Raw genomic sequence first — 18,872 nt, forward strand, 5'->3', positions numbered from 1 at the left:
CCCACCGGGCGACGTTCCACGGCCCCCATGCGAAAGGCACACCCATGCCCAGTCCCGCGCTGTCCACGCGCGCCGAGACCACCTCTCGACGCCGGCTACCCCAGTGGGCCACCTCGTTCGGCCCCCAGATCGTCACCGGACTCGTCGTCGGCGTCATCCTCGGACTCGTCGCCCGCGCCATGCCCGTCGCCGCCGACGGCAACGAGAACTGGCTCGTCGGAACCGTCCACACCATCGGCTCCAGCTACGTGAAACTGCTTACCGTCGCGGTGATCCCGTTGGTGTTCACGGCCATCGTCAGTTCGATCGCCAACCTGCGTGAGGTGGCCAACGCCGCGCGCCTCGCCGTGCAGACGCTGCTGTGGTTCGCGATCACCGCGTTCATCGCCGTCGTCATCGGAATCGTCATCGGACTCGTCACCCAGCCCGGATCGCACACGACCGTCACCGGCGCCGGCAAGGAACCGGCCACGACCGGGTCGTGGTGGGCGTTCGTCACCGGCCTCGTGCCCAGCAACTTCCTCGGCCTGAACGCCAAGACCACCCTCACCGAGGGCGCCGCCAGCACGTCGCTGAGTTTCAACGTGCTGCAGCTGCTCGTCGTCGCGGCCGCGATCGGCATCGCCGCACTGAAGGTCGGGGCCAAGGCCGAACCGTTCCTGCAGTTCAACGCGTCACTTCTCGCGATCGTGCAGAAGGTGCTGTGGTGGATCATCCGCCTCGCACCGATCGGGACCGCCGCGCTGATCGCGAACGCCGTCGCCACCTACGGCTGGGACGCCATCGGCTCGCTCGGCTGGTTCACCGCCGCCGTCTACATCGGCCTGGCCGTCGTGTTCCTCGTCGTCTACCCCGTCCTGATCCGCGCGCACGGACTGTCGGTGCGCGCCTTCTACTCCGGCGTCTGGCCCGCGACGCAGCTCGGCTTCGTGTCCCGTTCGTCGATCGGCACCCTGCCCCTCACTGAGCGGGTCACCGAACGCAATCTCGGTGTCCCCCGCGAGTACGCGTCGTTCGCGGTGCCGCTCGGGTCGACCACCAAGATGGACGGCTGCGCTGCCATCTATCCCGCGATCGCCGCGATCTTCGTCGCCGAGTTCTACGGTGTGCCTTTGTCGTTCACCGACTACCTGCTGATCATCGTCGTCTCCGTGATCGGATCCGCGGCCACCGCGGGCACCACCGGCGCGACGGTCATGCTCACGCTCACGCTGTCGACGCTGGGACTGCCCCTCGCCGGGGTGGGCCTGCTGCTCGCCGTCGAACCGATCGTCGACATGGGCCGCACCGCGGTCAACGTCACCGGCCAGGCTCTCGTCCCGACGATCGTCGCGAAGCGGGAAGGCATCCTCGACGAAGCCCGCTACAACGCCGAACGGACCGGCGACCCGTTCCAGGACGACGAACCGGTCGCAGCGAAGTAGCGAAACGCTCGACGAGAGCCTTCCCCACGTGGAAGGCTCTCGTCATGGCCGACCTCGACGCGATCAAACGACGGATCGTCATGCAATTCCAGCGGCACGTCGCCAACCCGCTCTCCACGCGACTGTCGAGCCAGACGCTCCTCGAGACCACCGGCCGCGTCAGCGGACAGCCCCGCGTCACGCCCATCGGTGGCCGGCGACAGGGCACCGAATTCTGGCTGGTGTCCGAGTTCGGTGAGCGGTCGAACTACATCCGCAACATCCGCGCGAACAATGCCGTTCGCCTGCGGATCCACGGCAAGTGGCATACGGGCACCGCGACGCTGCTGCCCGACGACGACGCCCGCGCCCGGCTGGCGCAGCTTCCCCGGATGAACAGCGTCGCCGTCCGGGCCGTCGGCACCGACCTGCTGACCGTCCGCATCGATCTCACCGACTGAGGTCAGGCCCCGCACACGCCCACGGAATAGTCATCCGCGCCCGCAATTTGGAAGTTGTCAACCTGTCTGAGACAGGTCGTGGTTGATATTGATTCCTGTCAATTGGGGTAGTTCCGGCGCTCGGGGGCGGCGACGGAACCGTTCGGGATATTCGGTCCAGATCCGGTCGAGCCGGTCCTGACGGTGCAAACGGGTCTCGGTGGCGGTGCCGAAGAACACCGCCGCCGGTGTGTGCCGACTCAGACCGCTGTGCCGGTGCTCGGTGGCATACCGGTGCAGGAACTGCTCGGTCCACTGCCGGGCGTGGTCGATGCTGTCGAACCGGTCCGGGCAGCTCAGGTCGTACTTGAGTGTTTTGAACAGCGATTCGGAGAACGGGTTGTCGTCACTGACCCGCGGCCGCGAATACGACGCGGACACCCCCGCCGACTCGAGGGCATCGAGGAGCCCGGTCGAGCGCATCGATGCCCCGTTATCGGCATGCAACACCAGCGGCGCTCCGAACTTCTCGAACGCGGCAGCGAACATCAGCACCGCCAGCTGTGTCGTTTCGGCGTACTCGATCCGCCACGCCACCGGGTAACGGGAGAAGACGTCGATCGCCAGATACAGCAAGTACCGGTCCTGCTTACGCGGCCCTTGAAGCATCGTGATGTCCCAAGACCACAACTGACCCACTTGCGCGGCCGCCACGACCGGCTTCGGTCTCGCAGTGCTTCCGCCGCGGCGGGTGCGCCGGCGATCCCCGGTCAGATTCTGCGACCGGGCGACCCGGTCGAACGTCCGCTCCGAGCAGGCCACCAAGCCCGCATCAAACGAACGCCAATATGTTTGCACCACAGACCGATCCGCGTTCTCCTCGGCGAGCAGCAGGTCGATGATCACCCGCCGCTCGGTCGCCGACAACGCCGCCGGTTGCCGGCGATCGATGTGCGGGATCGGCTCCTCGACCGGTCGGTAGTGCTGGTAATTGTGGGCCAGCCGGTAGTAACTCGACCGGGCCAGACCAAGCAGGGCACTCGCCCGGGCGACAGGCATACCGGCCTGCCCGTGGAGGGCGGTGACCGTGTCGATCAGGACAGACTTCTGCGTTCGAGCCACTGCGCGTACTCGCTCGCGCTCATCAGGGCCGGCGGGATCTCCGTCGTATCTTCCGTCGAGCGCTCGGTGATCCCCTGCAAGAGCTCGAATGCTTTTCCCAGAATCTGCTGCGCGGCCTCGGCCTGGACCACTTTCTCCTTGAGCCGTTCGTTCTCCGCGCGGAGCTTGGCCACCTCCGCCCGTTCACGACTGTTCATCCGACGGCTCCTCGACTTCTCCGCTGCGGTCACCATTGATGCAGTGAATTCTCCCCGATTGCGGGCCTTGAGCCACGCCTGGACTGTGGAACGGTCGAGGTTGTTCTCCCGCATCAGCCGAGCTTTGGCTCCTCGCTCCAGGCACTCGTCCCAGCGCCGCAGGAACTCGATCCGGTAGGCCACCGGATAAGAGCGTCTGCCGGTGGGGGTTCGTCCGACCTCTGCCTCGATCACGTCATGCTCCAGCTTCCCCGCGTTCGTAGTCGGGTGTCTCACGACCATCCTGACAACGAACGAAAAGCGTCGGCATCTGACCAATGTCCGTGCATCTACGAGCGGGGCCCAGCGGCCTGGCCAGGTGTGATGTTCGCAACTCGGCGTTCGGCTGCACGCCCGGCGCGGATTTGCTACCGCTCGGCGGCTGCGGATCGAGCAGCTTGCAGTAGGGACTTAGCCTCGGCTAATCTGCGATTTCGCGCGGACCTGCGAAAGTTCCGCACCTCAGACAACGACGTCTGCCTCACCGGCGTATCGGTTCGGGGCCGGTTCTCTGCCGTGATCCTCTCGCCGACGCCACCCGTGCGCCCAGCACGGCCCCACAATTCGGCGAGTATCGCGAGGAGACAGTCGGTTGAACACGAGTGCCACCGAGTCCGGCCTGTACGACAGGACGCTCGACAAGAGCAGCTGCGGCGTGGGCTTCATCACCCGCAAGGACGGCATTCAGACCCATGACGTCCTCACCCGGGGCCATGAGGCCCTGTGTGCTGTTCCTCACCGTGGTGGCATGTCGGCCGAGGGTATCGGCGACGGCGCCGGTGTCTGCGTCGACCTGTCGGTGCCGTTCTTCCGCGCCCTGACCGGTCAGGACGATCTCGAGGCCGGCCGGTTCGGTGTCGGCAACTTCTTCCTGCCCACCGACGTGGCGTTCCACGGCGACGCGGAGGCCGTCATCGAGCGGGCTCTCGCCGATCAGGGTTTCCGGGTGCTGCTCGAGCGCGACGTGCCCGTCGACGCGACCGTGCTCCGGCCCGCCGCGATCCGGCACCAGCTGCCGATCCGGCAGTGGGTATTCACCGCACCCGACGCGTGCGCCGACGAGACCCAGTTCGACCGTCGCATCCACGACGCCCTGCTCGCGATCGAGGCCGTCGCGTACACCCAGCCGGATCTGGCCGGGCTGTACCCGCTGTCGCTCAGCGCCCGCACCCAGGTGCTCAAGGGCCGCCTCAACTCGAACGAGGTGATGCCCTACTTCCAGGACCTGGTGGACCCGGCCCACGCCGTGCACACCCTGTACTTCCACACCCGGTTCTCGACGAATACCGACCCGCACCCGACGATGGCGCAGCCGTTCCGTCTGATGGCGCACAACGGCGAGCTCAACACGGACAAGAAGAACCGCCTGTCCGAGACGGCGCTCGCTCGTGCCCGTAACCGGGAGATCGTCCGCCCGCACGGCCAGTCCGACAGTTGCCGCCTCGACCAGACGCTGCAGAGCCGGGTCGTGGAGGACGGTCTCGACCTGGTGACCGCGGTGGTGTCGATGATGCCGCCGGCGTGGGAGAACGACTCCGCCCTGTCGCCCGAGGTCCGGGCGATGCTCGAGTACTTCTCGCTGTACGAGGAGAAGAACGACGGCCCGGCGGCGCTGATCTTCGGTGACGGCACCGTCGTCGGCGCCCGCCTCGACCGGCTCGGACTGCGTCCGCTGCGCTCGGTGGAGACGGACGAGTACCTGTGCGTCACGTCCGAGGCCGGGCAGATCGACTTCGACCCCGACACCGTCCTGCATCGCGGACGCATCGAGGCCGGCGGCATGCTGTACTTCGACCACCGCGAGGGCCGCTCGTACTCGACCGACGAGGCACTCGAGCTGCTCGCCTCCCGGAACGACTACCCGACGCTCGTCGAAGAGGCTCGCCGGACCATCGAGGCGCTGCCCGAGGTCGAGGCCGAGCCGGGACCGTTGCGCTACAACGGCGACCTCGAGCGCACCCAGCGCTACGTCGCGTACTCGCACAACCAGGAAAGCTTCAAGTTCATGATGGACCCGATGCTCGCGTCGGGTCAGGAGAAGATCTCCGCGATGGGCTACGGCAACGCCATCAACGCGCTCTCCGATCAGGAAGGCGGGGTGGCCAAGTACTTCTCGCAGCGTTTCGCTCAGGTCACGAACCCTTCGCTCGACAGCATCCGTGAGGCCGACGGCATGACGCTGCGCGTCGCGCTGGGCGCCAAGCCGAACAGCGGGGCGCGGTCGGCGCCGCAGATCGTGGTGCCGTCGCCGATTCTCACCCACATGGACATGCTGCGGATCCGCAAGCAGTCCGAGACGCCGGTGCAGCGTTTCCCGATGCTGTACACCCCCGTCCACGGTGACTCCGCCGCCAACGCTGCCGCACTCGAGGCCGCGGTCGACGGTCTCTGCGACGAGGTGGAGGCGTTCGCCCGCGAGCAGGGCGGCATCGCGATCGTCACCGACCGTCACGTGGCCACCGACCGCGCCGCGCTGCCGATGATCATGGCGATCTCCGCTGTCAACCAGCGGCTGATCGAGGAGGGCCTGCGCCTGCGGGTGTCCGTCGTCGCCGAGAGCGGTCAGATCTCGTCGTCGCACCACGTGGCCGCTGCCCTCGGTTTCGGCGCCGCCGCGATCTACCCGCTCGCCGTCCGTCTGCGGGCCGAGGAGAAGTTCGCCGACGAGGCGGACGTGGCGTTCAAGCGGTTCGCGAAGGCCGCCGAGAAGTCGCTGATGAAGACGATGGGCCGGGTCGGCCTGTGCACCGCCGAAAGCTACATCGGCGGCGAGTTCTTCGAACCCAACTACCTCGACACCGACGACCGGGTCCTGCGCCGCTACTTCGCGAACGTGAAGACGCCGGTGGGTGGTGTCGGGTTCACCGTCATCGCGCAGGCCGTCGCGGACTGGCACCAGCGCGCCCTGACAGTCACCGGGGAGAAGGACGTCCCGCTGCTCGGCCTGTTCAAGGAGCGCGCGGAGGGCGCGGGTCACTCGTACGGCACGGCGGCCGTGCGCGGCTTCGTCGACCTCACCGAGGAGCCCATCTCGTTCGACACGGCGGGCACGCAGGATCACACGGAATCGCTGCGACTGCTGCCGCTGAACCGGCTCGAGGACGCGTTCGGTCTCGACGACGACGCCTACCGCAACGCCGGCTTCCAGAAGCTGACCCCCGAGGCGATCGACCGCTTCGAGATCACCCCCGGCTACCGCGCCTTCGCGCGGACGATGGCGGAGGAGCGCACCCGTCGTCCCGCAGCCTTGCGGGACGTGCTTGATCTGCCTGCCGACGTCACGTTCCTCACCACGGCAGCCGAGTTCCGCAAGCAGATGGGCCGCTTCTCCCGCAAGGGCAACAACAGCTTCGCGGTGCGCGGACTCGAATCCGAGGCCATCGGCGAGGACCGGTTCCGGCTCCGGCTCACCGGCCCCCACGCGGGCGAGGCCCGTGTGCTGGCGGCGCTCGGCGAATCGCTGGCGATGCGGTTCGGCGACGACCTCCTCGAGCACAGCGTGGACGGCGACGCTCTTGTCGTGCGCACGTCCGGTGAGGCGCTGCGATGTCTGTCGCTGCTGCGCACCGCTCCGGCGAGCCTGCCGATCGAGAAGGTGCAGAAGGCCAGCGACATCACCCCGTTCCTCACGTCCGGCGCCATGAGCCACGGCGCGTTGAACTCCAACGCGCACGAGGCCGTCGCGCACGGCACCAACATGGCCGGCGGCATGTCGAACAGCGGTGAGGGCGGCGAGCACATCTCCCGCTACGGCACCATCCGCGGTTCCAAGATCAAGCAGTTCGCGTCCGGCCGCTTCGGTGTGTGGGCCGGGTACCTGGCCGACCCGATGCTCGAGGAACTCGAGATCAAGATCGCGCAGGGCGCCAAGCCCGGCGAGGGCGGGCAGCTGCCCGCACCCAAGGTGACCGTCGAGATCGCGGCCGCGCGTGGCGGCACCCCCGGCGTCGAACTCGTCTCTCCCCCACCGCATCACGACACGTACTCCATCGAGGACCTCGCGCAACTGATCCACGACTGCAAGGCGGCGCGGGTCCGCGTCATCGTCAAGCTCGTGTCCTCGGAGGGCATCGGCACCATCGCGGTGGGTGTCGCGAAGGCCGGCGCCGACGTCATCAACGTGGCGGGCAACACCGGCGGCACCGGTGCCGCCGCGGTGACCAGCCTCAAGTACGCCGGACGTTCGGCGGAGATCGGTGTCGCCGAGGTCCATCAGGCGTTGTGCGCCAACGGGTTGCGGCAGAAGGTGCTGCTCCGTTGCTCCGGCGCGCACCAGACGGCGAGCGACGTGGTGAAGTCGGCGCTGCTCGGCGCCGACAGCTTCGAGTTCGGCACCACCGCGCTGATGATGCTCAAGTGCGTCATGGCCAAGAACTGCAACGTCAAGTGCCCAGCCGGTCTGACCACCAATCCCGAGCTGTTCGACGGTGATCCGCGGGCGATGGCGCAGTACCTGCTGAACATCGCGCACGAGACCCGCGAGGTGCTGGCCGAGCTGGGAATGTCCTCGCTGCGCGAGGCCCGGGGCCGCTCGGATCTGCTGCAGCTCCTCGACCACCCGTCGAGCGTCGGCCAGCTCGACCTGCGCGCGATGCTCGCCGTGGTCGAGGAAGTGACCATCGGTGACCCGGTGTACCTGGAGAAGGACTACACCCTCGACGACGGCTGGCTCGTGCAGCTGCGCGCCGCGCTGATCGAGCAGGGCGAGGCCACGATCGAGCTCGGCGACGGGGTGCACCTGAGCAACCGCAACAAGAGCGTCGGCGCCCAGCTGGCGGTCGATATCGAGCGGATGCTGAACCACGAGCTCACCGATGTCGAGCTGCCCGCCGTGCTCCGCGACGAGCGCGGCCGCGGCTACCTGCGCGAGGGCAGCGTCCGGATCGCCACGTCCGGGTCCGCGGGCCTGTCGTACGGTGCGTTCTGCAACGACGGCATGACCCTCGTCCACACCGGCACCGCCAACGACGGCGTCGGCAAGGGCGCCAACGGCGGCAGCATCGTCGTGCGCTCGCCCGGTGGCGGCTCCGATCTGCACGGCGGCAACGTGCTGATCGGCAACTTCGCACTGTTCGGCGCCACCGGTGGGCGCACGTTCGTCGAAGGCCAGGCGGGTGACCGTTTCGCCGTCCGCAATTCGGGTGCCGCCGCGGTGGTCGAGGGCGTCGGCGACTTCGCCTGCGAGTACATGACCAACGGCGCCGTCCTCAACCTCGGCGGCTTCGGAAAGGGCGTCGGCAACGGCATGAGCGGTGGCTTCGTCTACCAGTACGACCCCGAGGGCAAGCTGCCCGGCAAGGCCAGCGCGGACTCGATCCTGCTCGGCTCCATCACCGGCGACGACGAGCACGCGGCGCTGCACCGTCAGGCCGTGCACATGCTGCTCGGATGGCACCTCGAGGCCACCGGATCCGCCAAAGCGGCCTGGTTGCTCGAGAACTGGGAGACCGAACAGCACCACTTCGTGTACGGCATGCCGCGCGCGCTGCTGCAGTACCAGGACAGCGACGAGATCCTGAACGCCAAGCCCCGCAAGGACCTGGCCGACGAACTCGCCGCCGCGCTGGTCGCGCACCAGGTGCGCAAGTTCAAGCTGGACTACCGGGACGGTCACGCGGTGCTGGACGGCGCCGTGCCCGGCTACGGCGACGCCGACACCGAGGCCATGTTCGCGCTGCTGAACAACTACACCGTGCTGAACGCGGCGCAGGAGATGGCGCTGTCCAAGCTGCCGGGTGTCGCGGATCCGTCCGATCCGGCGGTCGACAAGGCCGTCCGCAACCTGCTGCTCACCGAGGACTTCTTCCTCATGCAGCGGTTGCAGCGGTACGCGCGGGAAGCGTTGAAGGACTACAGCGACGAGGACCTGGCCGTGATGGTGGCGGCCAAGCGTCTCGCCGACTACAAGGATGCGCTGCGCCGCCGCAACGTGCGGTCCATCGACGCCCCCGGCACGTACGGCTGGATCCTGCACCAGGATGCGAAGAACGTCGACAAGATCGGCCGGCTGCCCGGTTTCGAGGAGCTGTTCGCGCAGCACGCTCTCCCCGATCTGATCCCCACGAGAGACGTGGTCCCCTCATGAAGATGCCCTACATCCCCCAGGACGCCCCGTTCAGCGAGGACCAGCGCGTCTGGCTCACCGGCTTCCTCGCCGGCATGAGCTCGCGCCTGGTCGTCGGCGGCTCCGACGCGCCCGCCGCGGCGGGCGGTGGGCAGTTGCCCGCCATGCACGTGCTGTACGGCAGCCAGACCGGGAACGCCGAGGGTGTTGCGGAGGACGCAGCGGCCGCGGCACGTTCACAGGGCTTCGCGCCGGTCGTGAGCGCCCTCGACGACGTCGACACGGAGGCCCTCCCCGCCATGCACCGCGTCCTCGTCGTCACCTCCACCTACGGTGAGGGTGAGATGCCGGACAACGCCGAGCTGTTCTGGCAGGCACTGTCCGCGGAGACCGCGCCACGACTGGAGAACACCGACTTCGCCGTGCTCGCGCTCGGCGACACCGGCTACGACGGGTACTGCCAGGCCGGCAAGATGATCGACACCCGGCTCGAGCAGCTCGGTGCCCGTCGCGTCACTCCGCGCGTCGACTGCGACGTCGACTACGAGGACACGGCCGCCGCGTGGGTCGCCGACACCCTCCCCCTGTTAGCGGCCGTCGAGGGCATTCGCGGCGAGTCCCCCGGCGCCGACGTCGCCGAGCCCGAGACGAAGCCGGCCCGCAAGCGGTCGCAGTGGAACCGCAAGAACCCCTACGCGTCCACGCTCTCCGTGAACCGTCGACTGTCGAGCGACATGTCCGCGAAGGAGATCCGGCACTACGAGTTCGCGCTCGCCGACAGCGGTCTCGAGTACGAGGCCGGTGACGCGCTCGGTGTGATGCCGATCAACGATCCCGCGCTCGTCGACGCTCTGGTGTCCCGGCTGGGCATCCCGGCGGATGCCGCTGTCACCGGCAAGGAGCGGCCGTTCAGCGATCTCCTGCTGCACGGCTACGAGATCTCTACGCCGAGCCACGAATTCATCGACGAGATCGAGAAGCGGGCGGGCGACGAAGAACTGAGCCACGTGCTGCGGCACGGCGACAAGGAAGCCCTCGACGCCTGGTTGTGGGGCAAGGACGTGCTCGACCTGCTGCTCCTCGAACCGTCGGTGACCCTGACCGCGGACGAGTTCGTCGGGCTGCTGAAGCCGTTGCAGCACAGGGCGTATTCCATCTCGTCCAGCCCGCTCGCCAACCCCGGCAGCGTGCACCTGACCGTCGCCAGCGTCCGCCACAGCTCGGCCGGACGCGACCGCGGCGGCGTGTGCTCCACGTTCCTCGCCGATCGGATCGCCGACGGCGGCAGCGGCGGGATCTTCGTGTCGAAGAACAAGTCGTTCCGCGTCCCCGCGAACGACGACGCACCTATGATCATGGTCGGCCCCGGCACCGGCATCGCGCCGTTCCGCGCGTTCCTGCAGGAACGGCAGGCGCGGGGCGCGTCGGGACGCAACTGGCTGTTCTTCGGCGACCAGCACCGCGCGTCGGACTACATCTACGAGGACGAGATCGCCGCGATGAGCGACAGCGGTCTCCTCACCCGCCTCGACCTCGCCTTCTCCCGCGACCAGGCGGAGAAGATCTACGTGCAGAACCGGATGGTCGAGAACGGCGCGGAGTTGTTCGCCTGGCTCGAGGACGGCGGCCACTTCTACGTCTGCGGCGACGCCACGCGGATGGCGAAGGATGTCGACCGGGCCCTGCACGAGGTCATCGCCACCCATGGCACCCTTTCCCCCGAGCAGGCCGCCGACTACGTGACCACGCTCAAGAAGGAAAAGCGCTACCTGCGCGACGTGTACTGACCACGTCGGCAGCAACCCACGAGGAGCAAGAACAATGGCAGTGGTGATTCTGTACGGCAGCGAGGGCGGAACCTCCGAACTGGTGGCCGACAACATCGCCGACGTGCTCGGCGACTACGGCGACACGTCCCTGTACGACATGATGGAATTCGACGCGGGCGACCTCGACCCCGAGAACTTCCACGTCATCGTGTGCTCCACCTACGGTGAGGGCGAGTTGCCCACCGGCGCGGAGCCCTTCTTCGAGGGCCTCGAGGAGGACGAACCCGACCTCACCGGGATGCAGTTCGCGCTGTTCGGCCTCGGCGACAAGGTGTACGAGGAGACCTACAACCGTGGCGGCGAGATCATCGCGGAGAAGCTCGTCTCCCTCGGCGCGGTCCAGGTCGGCGAACACGGCAGGCATGACGGGTCCAGCTCGATCCGCCCGAAGGATCAGGCCGAGGAGTGGGCCAAGAACATCGGCGAGGAATTCCTCGGATAGCACCTCACACGGGTAGCCGCGACTGCACGCTCCGCACCCAGTCGCGGCTCCCGTCGAGGTAGCGGTCCCGCGCCGACGCGAACAGGCGGACGCTGTCGGCGCCGGGCCAGTCCCCGGGCAGCATGCCGGCAGGCAGGCCCGGGTCGATGTACGGGATGATGCGCCATTCGTCGAGCAACGGGACGAAGCGGACGAACGCGTCGCGCGGCGACACCTCCTCTGCGGCTGACAGAGCGACCCGGTGGCGGTCCAGGAAGTCGCGGTGCCGCGCGGCGATGCCGTCCAGGTCCCACCACCGCGTCGCCGCGTCCCCCATCGAATCGGGGACGAACACCGACGTGGACACGAACGTGGTCACGTACTCGGAGAGGCCCAGCGCGGCGACGATGTCGTCGACCTCGCGGGCGAGGTATTCGGGGGCGATCCACAGGCCGGGCGACACGGTTCCGCAACCGATCCAGCCGAGCCGTCTGCGCAACTGGTGCCGCACCGCCCGTTGGGATTCGGGGATGGTGAACGAGATCAGCCGCCAGGGATCGGTGTCCGCCATCTGACGGAAGCCGAAGATCCGCGGATCGCCGCGTCTGAACATCGCCTCGGCCTGCTCGGTCACCTCGTATCCGCTCCGCCCGTCGCGGGTCAGCGGCCGCAGCACCCCCTTCTTCTTGAGCCGGGCCACCGCGATGCGCGTCGATTCGGACGGGATACCGACGGCGTGCATCAGTTCCACGAAGTCGGCGATCGCCACCCACCCGCCGAGGTCGCGCACATACGCGCCGAGGACGGTGCGGATCAGGGACGTCGCGCTGCCGGGCCGCGAATCGAAGTCGTCGAGGATCGCACTCGCCGGTTCAGTCGGTGAGTTCATCACGGATCGCGAGTATCCCGGTGCACACCTCACCGAAGCTCGTGCTCAGCGGGCTCAGGCCGAGCCGCAGGCCCTGCGGGGCCCGGAAGTCGGGGATGACACCCTTCGTCCACAGTCGCTCGACGACCGCCTCGAACCGCGGGTGGTCGATGATGACGTGACCACCCCGCTCGGCGGAATCCTCCGGCGATCCGATCTCCACGCCCAGCGGAACCAGTAACTCGCGCACGAGGTCGAGTGCGTACTCGGTGAGCGCGATCGACTTGGCGCGCACGGCCTCCATGCCGACGTCGTCGAGGAGTGCGAGGGTGTCCTGCAGCGCGATCATGCCGAGGACCGACGGCGTTCCGCTGATCACGCGCCGGATGCCGGGCGCCGGTCGGTAGCCCTGCTCCATCGCGAACGGGTTGTCGCGGCCCATCCAGCCCCAGATCGGCTGCACGAAGTCCTGCTGATGGTCTGCACGAACGTAGGCGAACGCCGGTGAGCCCGGCCCGCCGTTCAGATACTTGTACGTGCACCCGACCGCCAGATCGACACCCCACGTGTCGAGTTCGAGGGGAACCGAGCCGACGGAGTGGCACAGGTCGAGCAGCAGGAGCGCACCGGCCTCGTGTGTCACGCGAGCGGCGCCGGCGGCGTCGACCAGGTAACCCGAGCGGTAGGCGACGTGGCTGAGCACGACGAGCGCGGTGTGTTCGGAGACCACGGACTTCAGGTCGTCGACGGTGACGCCGCCCCGGGTATCGGACTCGATCCACCGGAGCGTGAGCCCGAGTTCTCCGGCGACGGACTCGAGCACGTAGCGGTCCGTCGGAAAGTTGTCGCGGTCCACGACGATCTCGGTGCGGTCCGGGCGCAACGCGAGCGCACCGCGTGCCAGCTTGTACAGCAGGACCGTCGTCGAGTCGCCGATGGTGGTCTGTCCGGCGGCCGCGCCGAGCGCCACCCTCGCGAGGGTGTCACCGATTGTGATCGGCAGGTCGTACCACTCCTCGTCCCACCCGCGGATGAGCCGGCCGCCCCACGACTGGGTGACGAAGGCGGTGACCTGCTCGGCGCTCGCCTTGGTGGGCCGTCCGAGCGAGTTGCCGTCGAGGTAGGCGGGCACCGAGGGGTCGTCGGCGCCGATGAACAGGTCGCGATACGGACGCAGCGGGTCCGCGGCGTCGAGTTCGGCGGCGCGGGCGGCCGGCACATCGGTCGAGGTAGTCATCATCGTCCGATCTCGGTGCGCACGGCCAGCAGTTCCGGGAAGAACGTCAGGTCCAGTGCCTTCTGCAGGAAACCCACTCCGCTGGATCCTCCCGTTCCGGATTTCATCCCGATGGTCCGCAGCACCGTGCGCATGTGGCGGAAGCGCCACAGCTGAAAGTTCTCTTCGAGGTCGACGAACTCCTCGAAGGCCTCGTAGACGGCCCAGTGTTCGTCGTGGTTCTCGTAGACGAACTTGATCAGGGGCAGCAGGTCTTCGTTCAGCGTGTAGGCGGTGGTCACGTCACGGTCCAGTGCGGAGGCCGGCACGTCGTACCCGAGCCGCGACAGGCACTGCCAGAACGCGTCGTACAGGCTCGGCTCGGTGAGGAGCCGTTCGAGCAGATCGTGGGCGGCGGGATCGGCGTCGAACACCGTCAGCATTCCGGCGTTCTTGTTGCCGAGCACGAACTCGACGGCGCGGTACTGGTACGACTGGAACCCGGACGAATTGCCGAGGAACTGGCGGAACTCCGAGTACTCGGTGGGGGTCAGGGTGGCCAGGACCGACCACTGTTCGGTCAGCGTCTTCTGGATGTGCTTGACGCGCGCCACGCACTTGAGCGCCCGGCCGATCTCGTCCTCGTCGAAAGCGGCTCGGGCGGCGAGTGTTTCGTGCAGGACGAGCTTCAGCCAGAGTTCGGTGGTCTGGTGCTGGATGATGAACAGCAGTTCGTCGTGATGTTCCGGACGGCTCACGGGTTTCTGCGCGCTGAGCAGGGTGTCGAGGTCGAGGTACGACCCGTAGCTCATCCGCTCGCTGAAGTCGGTGACGATGTCTTTCTCGATGGCTCTGGTGTTGGCCTGCACGCCCATGGCCGTCCTCACTGCTGGTGTTCGAGTACCGGGCTCCCGACCTTCATATTACATAATCATGGCGACCGCTATACAGATGTCATTGGCGAAAAGTACGGTGGGCTCGTGACCGAACCAGCGTGCAGAGTCGACATCGTCTTCGCCCCCGGCGTGGTGGCACACCGCGGAACCGCGGAGGAACTCGTGGGCCGGGCGCTGGATGCACGCAGCCTGACCGGTGAGTTGACGTTCGCCGCGGACACCGCCGGGCTGGAGCGGGCCGTGCGGTCGGCGGCGCGGCGAGGCGAGTTCGTCGTCGTGCCCGGCGCCGGGGCATCCTTCACCGCCCCGGCCGGCGGGGCGATCCGCGTCGATTTCGGAGAGTGCGAGGCCGACCGCTCGGCGGGCGCCCGGGTCCACATCCGGGGGCGGGGACTCGACGGACTCCGCTACGCCGTCGACAGCTGGTACCACCACCGCTTCCACCCCGGGCGGATCGTCCGGTACGGCGACCACCCCGATCAGCGAGTGGAACTGCGGATCCCCGATGGCGACGGCCCCTTCCCCGTCGTCGTGCTGATCCACGGCGGATTCTGGCGTCCTCGTTGGGAGTCCGACCTGATGGACGCGCTGGCAGTCGACCTGACGGCCCGCGGGTACGTCACCTGGAACGTCGAGTACCGGCGGGGCGGGGAGAACCGTTGGGCCACAATTGCGTCCGATGTCGCCGACGCCGTGCAGGCCGTCGCGACCGTCCCGTCGGCGGACCCGGAGCGTCTCGTGATCCTCGGCCACTCGGCCGGTGCTCAGCTCGCGCTCCGCGCCGCCGCCGACGCCACTGCCGAGGAGGCAGCGGTTCGTCCGGCACTGGCCGTCAGCCTCGCCGGGGTGCTGAATCTGCGACTCGCCGGCGAACGCCACCTCGGTGAGGGCGCGGTGGCGGACGCCGTCGGCAGCGACTGGGCCGGCGACCGTGCGACGTACGAACGGTCGTCGCCGATCGCTCGACTGCCGCTGGGCATCCCTCAGCTGGTGGTGTGCGCCGTCGACGACGAGCCGGACATGCTGGAGATGAGCAGGGAGTACCACGAAGCCGCCGCGGCGACCCCCGACGACGTCGTCCGGATCGAGGGGCCCGGCGATCACTTCACCGTCGTCGATCCGGAGAGCGAGATCTGGCGAAGGACCGCCGAGGCGATCGACGCCCGGATCAGACCTCGGACAACGCCGACTCCGCCGCCCGCAGCCCGGCCCCGGCCCGGCCGCGGAGCAGATCCGCGCACCTCTCGGCCATCGTCATGACCGTGATGTTCGGGTTGACGTGCGGCAGTTTCGGCATCGCCGACGCATCGACCACTCGCAGTCCTCGAACCCCCTTGACCCGCAGTTCCGGGTCGAGCACCGCCATCGGATCGTCGACACCGCCCATACGTGCCGTGCCCGCGGGGTGATACACCGTGTTGTGGGTCTTGTGGATGTAGTCGAGGATCTCGGCGTCGGTCACCGCATCGGGTCCCGGCGCCAGTTCGCGGGCAATCCACCCGCGTAGCGCCTTCTGCTCGGCGATCTTCCGGGCCAGCTTCACCCCGGACAGCATCACCCGGTCGTCGTGGCCCTCGCTGTCGGTGAAGTACCGTGGATCGACCTTCGCGCGATCGCGGAAGTCCCGCGACCGCAGCCGGACCGTTCCGCGGGAGCGGCCCTGAGTGACGTTGGGTGTCAGGCAGAATCCGTTGTCGGTGGTCGGGTAACCCCACCGCAGGGTGTTCATGTCGAACGGGACGCTGCCGTAGTGCATCATCAGGTCGGGATGGTTCAGGCCCTCCCGGGTGGTCGCGAACAGGCCGATCTCCCACCACTGCGTCGATTCGGTGACCATCGGCTGGGACGCCTCCCAGAACACCAGCCCCTCGACGTGATCGTCGAGGTTCGAGCCGACACCGGGCGAGTCGACGCGCACAGGAATCCCGAACTCCGCGAGATGCTCCGCCGGACCGATACCCGACAGCATCAGCAACTTCGGGGTGTCGATGGCCCCCGCCGTCACCACCACCTCCCGTCGCGCCGACACCGTGTCGTAGCCGGTGAGGTCGGGACGCTGGTACCGGACGCCCGTCGCCGTCTGCTGTTCGTCGAACAGGATCTCGCTCACCCAGCAGCCTGTCCGAACCTCGAGATTGGGCCGGGTTCCGAGGATCGGGTGCAGGTAGGCGTGCGACGACGACATCCGGGTGCCGTCCTCGGACGCGTTGATCTGGAACCACCCGGCGCCGTTGAGCACCGTTCCGCCGCGGTTGAACGCGACGGTCGGCAGTCCTACGGCGGCGGCGGCGTCGAGAACCGCTCGGCCGCACGGGTCGTTCGGCGGGACGTCCCGCAGCCGCACCGGCCCGCTGCGGCCGTGGCCGTCGCCGGGGGCGTCGTTGCTTTCCAGCCGGCTGACGTACGGGAGGATGTCACGCGCACCCCAGCCCGACGCCCCCATCGCCTCCCAGTCGTCCAGTGCCTCGGCGGGCGGCCAGAATGCGATACACGAGTTGTGGGACGAGCAGCCGCCGAGAACCTTGGCCCGGGCGTGCCGCATGAAGCTGTTGCCCTTCTCCTGCGGCTCGACGGGGTAGTCCCAGTCGTACCCGGAGTCGAGAAGATGCATCCACTGGGACAGCTCGAGGATCGCGCGGTCCCCGACGTCGGACGGGCCCGCCTCGAGCAGGCACACCGTCACCGACGGGTCTTCGCTGAGACGCGCCGCGAGAGCGCATCCCGCGCTGCCGCCGCCCGCGATCACGTAGTCGAATTCCCCTGCAGTGCTCTTCGATTCGCCGTCGGTCATCGGACGAGCTCCTTGTCGTTCGGTTCGGATTCCGGCGCGGGCGTTACCACCGCCGCGCAGTGTGACGTCAACGTTCCGATGTGGCGCCGGCCGGTGGTGAGGTACCACAGCAGGCCGAACCCGAGGATGACGCCGATGTAGACGAAGGCGCCCCAGGTGTTGTACCAAGGTTCGCCGTACACGGCCTCCCGCGGCCAGGCGAGGTTGAGGGCCATCCCGATTCCCCACACGAGCGCGACGATGTTGACGGGTAGTCCCCATCTGCCCATCGTGAAGTAGCCGCCCTCCTTCAGGTCCCGCGGCGGCCACTCACCCCGCAGCCTCTTCTTCAGCATCGGTCCGGTCACCATCAGGTAGGCCAGGTAGATCATGATGATCGCGATGGAGGTCAGCACGGTGAAGATGTGCGGCTGGCCGATGTTGACCACCAGGATCAGCGTGGCCACCACCCCGATCGTCACCGCGGGCACGACGGGTGTCCGCGTTCTCGGGTGCACGCGGGCGAGCCGCTCGCCGAACGGGAGTGCGTTGTCGCGGGCCATGGCGAAGGTCAGCCGGATGGCGGCGGTATGCACCGCCAGCGAGCAGACGGTCACCGCGATCACGATGCACACCAGGAAGATCGTGCCCAGCGGCCCCCACATCACCTGCTCGACGATGTACTGCAGGCTGCCGTCCGACGCGCCGATCTTCGGATCGTCGAGGTCGGGTGCCGCCATCACGGCGAACACGAGGATCGCGCCGCCGATCACGAACGACGCGAGGATTGCGCGGAAGATCGCCTTGGGGGCGGTGCGGCGGGGTTCGACCGTCTCCTCGCCCAGCGAACTCGCGGTGTCGAAGCCGTACATCACGTAGCCCGACGCGAGCGTCGCCACCAGGAACGCGCCGAGGTATCCACCGCTTTCGCCTGCGCCGTACCCGTGGGTGGAGAAGAACACCTGCGGGCCGCGGGTCATGTTGGCGGCGAGGATGATCGCGATCAGCACCGCCGCGATGATTTCGATGAACACACCGGCACTGTTGATCATCGCCATGAGACGGACACCGAGCGCATTGACGACGGTGGTGAAGCCGATCATCACGGTCCCGAGAATGACGGCGTTGGTGGCGAAGTCGTGTTCTCCGGTCCCGTCACCGACGATCTGGAAGCCGCTCCACAGCCGCGGCAGGTTGAGCTGCAACGCCAGCACAACCGCCGACAGGGTGACGATCGACGCGGTGAGCATCAGCCATCCCGCGGACCACCCCACTATTCTGCTGCCGAGCGTCTTCGCCCAGTTGTACACGGAGCCGGCGATCGGATACTTGGCGGCCAGCTCCATGAAGCACAGTGCCACGGCGAGCTGGCCGACGAACACCAGTGGCCATGACCACAGGTAGGCGGGGCCTGCGGTGCCGAATCCGAAGTAGAACAACTGGAAGGTGCCGGTCAGAATGGAAATGTAGCTGACGCCCGCGGCGAAGCTCGCGAACTTGCCGATACTGCGATCGAGGGACTCCTTGTAGCCGAAATCCTCGAGTCCACTGTCGTGATCGCCGGTCGTATTGTCGGTACTGGTCATTCGATCACTTCCTGAGAAGTT

General features: G+C 67.8%; 13 protein-coding genes. 6 read left to right on the top strand and 7 right to left on the bottom strand.

Going from position 1 to position 18,872, the window contains the following annotated elements:
- Nucleotides 1-44: 44 nt before the first annotated feature.
- Both FND50_RS27125 and FND50_RS27130 read left to right on the top strand, forming a co-directional pair.
- Complete coding sequence (locus FND50_RS27125) at nt 45-1,424, top strand: dicarboxylate/amino acid:cation symporter (RefSeq protein WP_005253997.1); 1,380 nt, start codon at nt 45-47, stop codon at nt 1,422-1,424.
- Nucleotides 1,425-1,468: 44 nt separating this feature from the next.
- A complete protein-coding gene (locus FND50_RS27130; protein ID WP_144287757.1) occupies nt 1,469-1,864 on the top strand; it encodes a nitroreductase/quinone reductase family protein in 396 nt (131 codons plus the stop codon).
- Nucleotides 1,865-1,921: 57 nt separating this feature from the next.
- On the opposite strand, the gene FND50_RS27135 is transcribed toward FND50_RS27130, so the two are convergent.
- Both FND50_RS27135 and FND50_RS27140 read right to left on the bottom strand, forming a co-directional pair.
- Complete coding sequence (locus FND50_RS27135) at nt 1,922-2,965, bottom strand: IS3 family transposase (RefSeq protein ID WP_144284433.1); 1,044 nt, start codon at nt 2,963-2,965, stop codon at nt 1,922-1,924.
- Nucleotides 2,938-3,396 (bottom strand): hypothetical protein, encoded by a 459-nt coding sequence (locus FND50_RS27140; protein ID WP_186301137.1) that lies wholly within the window; start codon nt 3,394-3,396, stop codon nt 2,938-2,940. Before FND50_RS27140 ends, FND50_RS27135 begins: the two co-directional genes overlap by 28 nt.
- A gap of 397 nt (nt 3,397-3,793) precedes the next feature.
- On the opposite strand from FND50_RS27140, the gene FND50_RS27145 reads away from it, so the two are divergent.
- From FND50_RS27145 to FND50_RS27155, 3 genes are read left to right on the top strand one after another with little or no spacing between them, the layout of a single operon-like run.
- Nucleotides 3,794-9,286, top strand: a complete 5,493-nt coding sequence (locus FND50_RS27145; protein ID WP_144287758.1) for a glutamate synthase-related protein — start codon at nt 3,794-3,796, stop codon at nt 9,284-9,286.
- Complete coding sequence (locus tag FND50_RS27150; protein WP_144287759.1) at nt 9,283-11,052, top strand: sulfite reductase subunit alpha; 1,770 nt, start codon at nt 9,283-9,285, stop codon at nt 11,050-11,052. Before FND50_RS27145 ends, FND50_RS27150 begins: the two co-directional genes overlap by 4 nt.
- A 34-nt stretch (nt 11,053-11,086) precedes the next feature.
- Entirely contained in the window at nt 11,087-11,536 is a 450-nt protein-coding gene (locus FND50_RS27155) for a flavodoxin domain-containing protein (protein ID WP_005253993.1), read from the top strand.
- Nucleotides 11,537-11,540: 4 nt separating this feature from the next.
- Here FND50_RS27155 and FND50_RS27160 read toward each other — a convergent pair whose 3' ends face one another.
- From FND50_RS27160 to FND50_RS27170, 3 genes are read right to left on the bottom strand one after another with little or no spacing between them, the layout of a single operon-like run.
- Nucleotides 11,541-12,404, bottom strand: a complete 864-nt coding sequence (locus tag FND50_RS27160; protein WP_144287760.1) for a PaaX family transcriptional regulator C-terminal domain-containing protein — start codon at nt 12,402-12,404, stop codon at nt 11,541-11,543.
- Nucleotides 12,388-13,623, bottom strand: coding sequence for a kynureninase (gene kynU, locus FND50_RS27165; RefSeq protein ID WP_144287761.1), 1,236 nt, complete (start codon nt 13,621-13,623; stop codon nt 12,388-12,390). Before kynU ends, FND50_RS27160 begins: the two co-directional genes overlap by 17 nt.
- A complete protein-coding gene (locus FND50_RS27170; RefSeq protein ID WP_005252409.1) occupies nt 13,620-14,474 on the bottom strand; it encodes a tryptophan 2,3-dioxygenase in 855 nt (284 codons plus the stop codon). Before FND50_RS27170 ends, kynU begins: the two co-directional genes overlap by 4 nt.
- Nucleotides 14,475-14,579: 105 nt before the next feature.
- Between FND50_RS27170 and FND50_RS27175 the strand changes: the two genes are divergently transcribed.
- Nucleotides 14,580-15,755: a S9 family peptidase gene (locus FND50_RS27175; protein WP_144287762.1), complete on the top strand. Its 1,176-nt coding sequence runs from the start codon at nt 14,580-14,582 to the stop codon at nt 15,753-15,755.
- On the opposite strand, the gene FND50_RS27180 is transcribed toward FND50_RS27175, so the two are convergent.
- A complete protein-coding gene (locus FND50_RS27180) occupies nt 15,664-17,286 on the bottom strand; it encodes a GMC family oxidoreductase (RefSeq protein ID WP_120660562.1) in 1,623 nt (540 codons plus the stop codon). The two genes, FND50_RS27175 and FND50_RS27180, sit on opposite strands and share 92 nt — an antisense overlap.
- Nucleotides 17,283-18,851 carry an APC family permease gene (locus FND50_RS27185; protein ID WP_144287763.1) on the bottom strand — a complete coding sequence of 523 codons (1,569 nt, stop codon included), beginning with the start codon at nt 18,849-18,851 and terminating at the stop codon, nt 17,283-17,285. The genes FND50_RS27180 and FND50_RS27185 overlap by 4 nt, the downstream gene beginning before the upstream one ends.
- Nucleotides 18,852-18,872 lie beyond the last annotated feature (21 nt).

The organism is Rhodococcus sp. WB9, assembly GCF_007558985.1.
GTDB lineage: Bacteria > Actinomycetota > Actinomycetes > Mycobacteriales > Mycobacteriaceae > Rhodococcus_F > Rhodococcus_F opacus.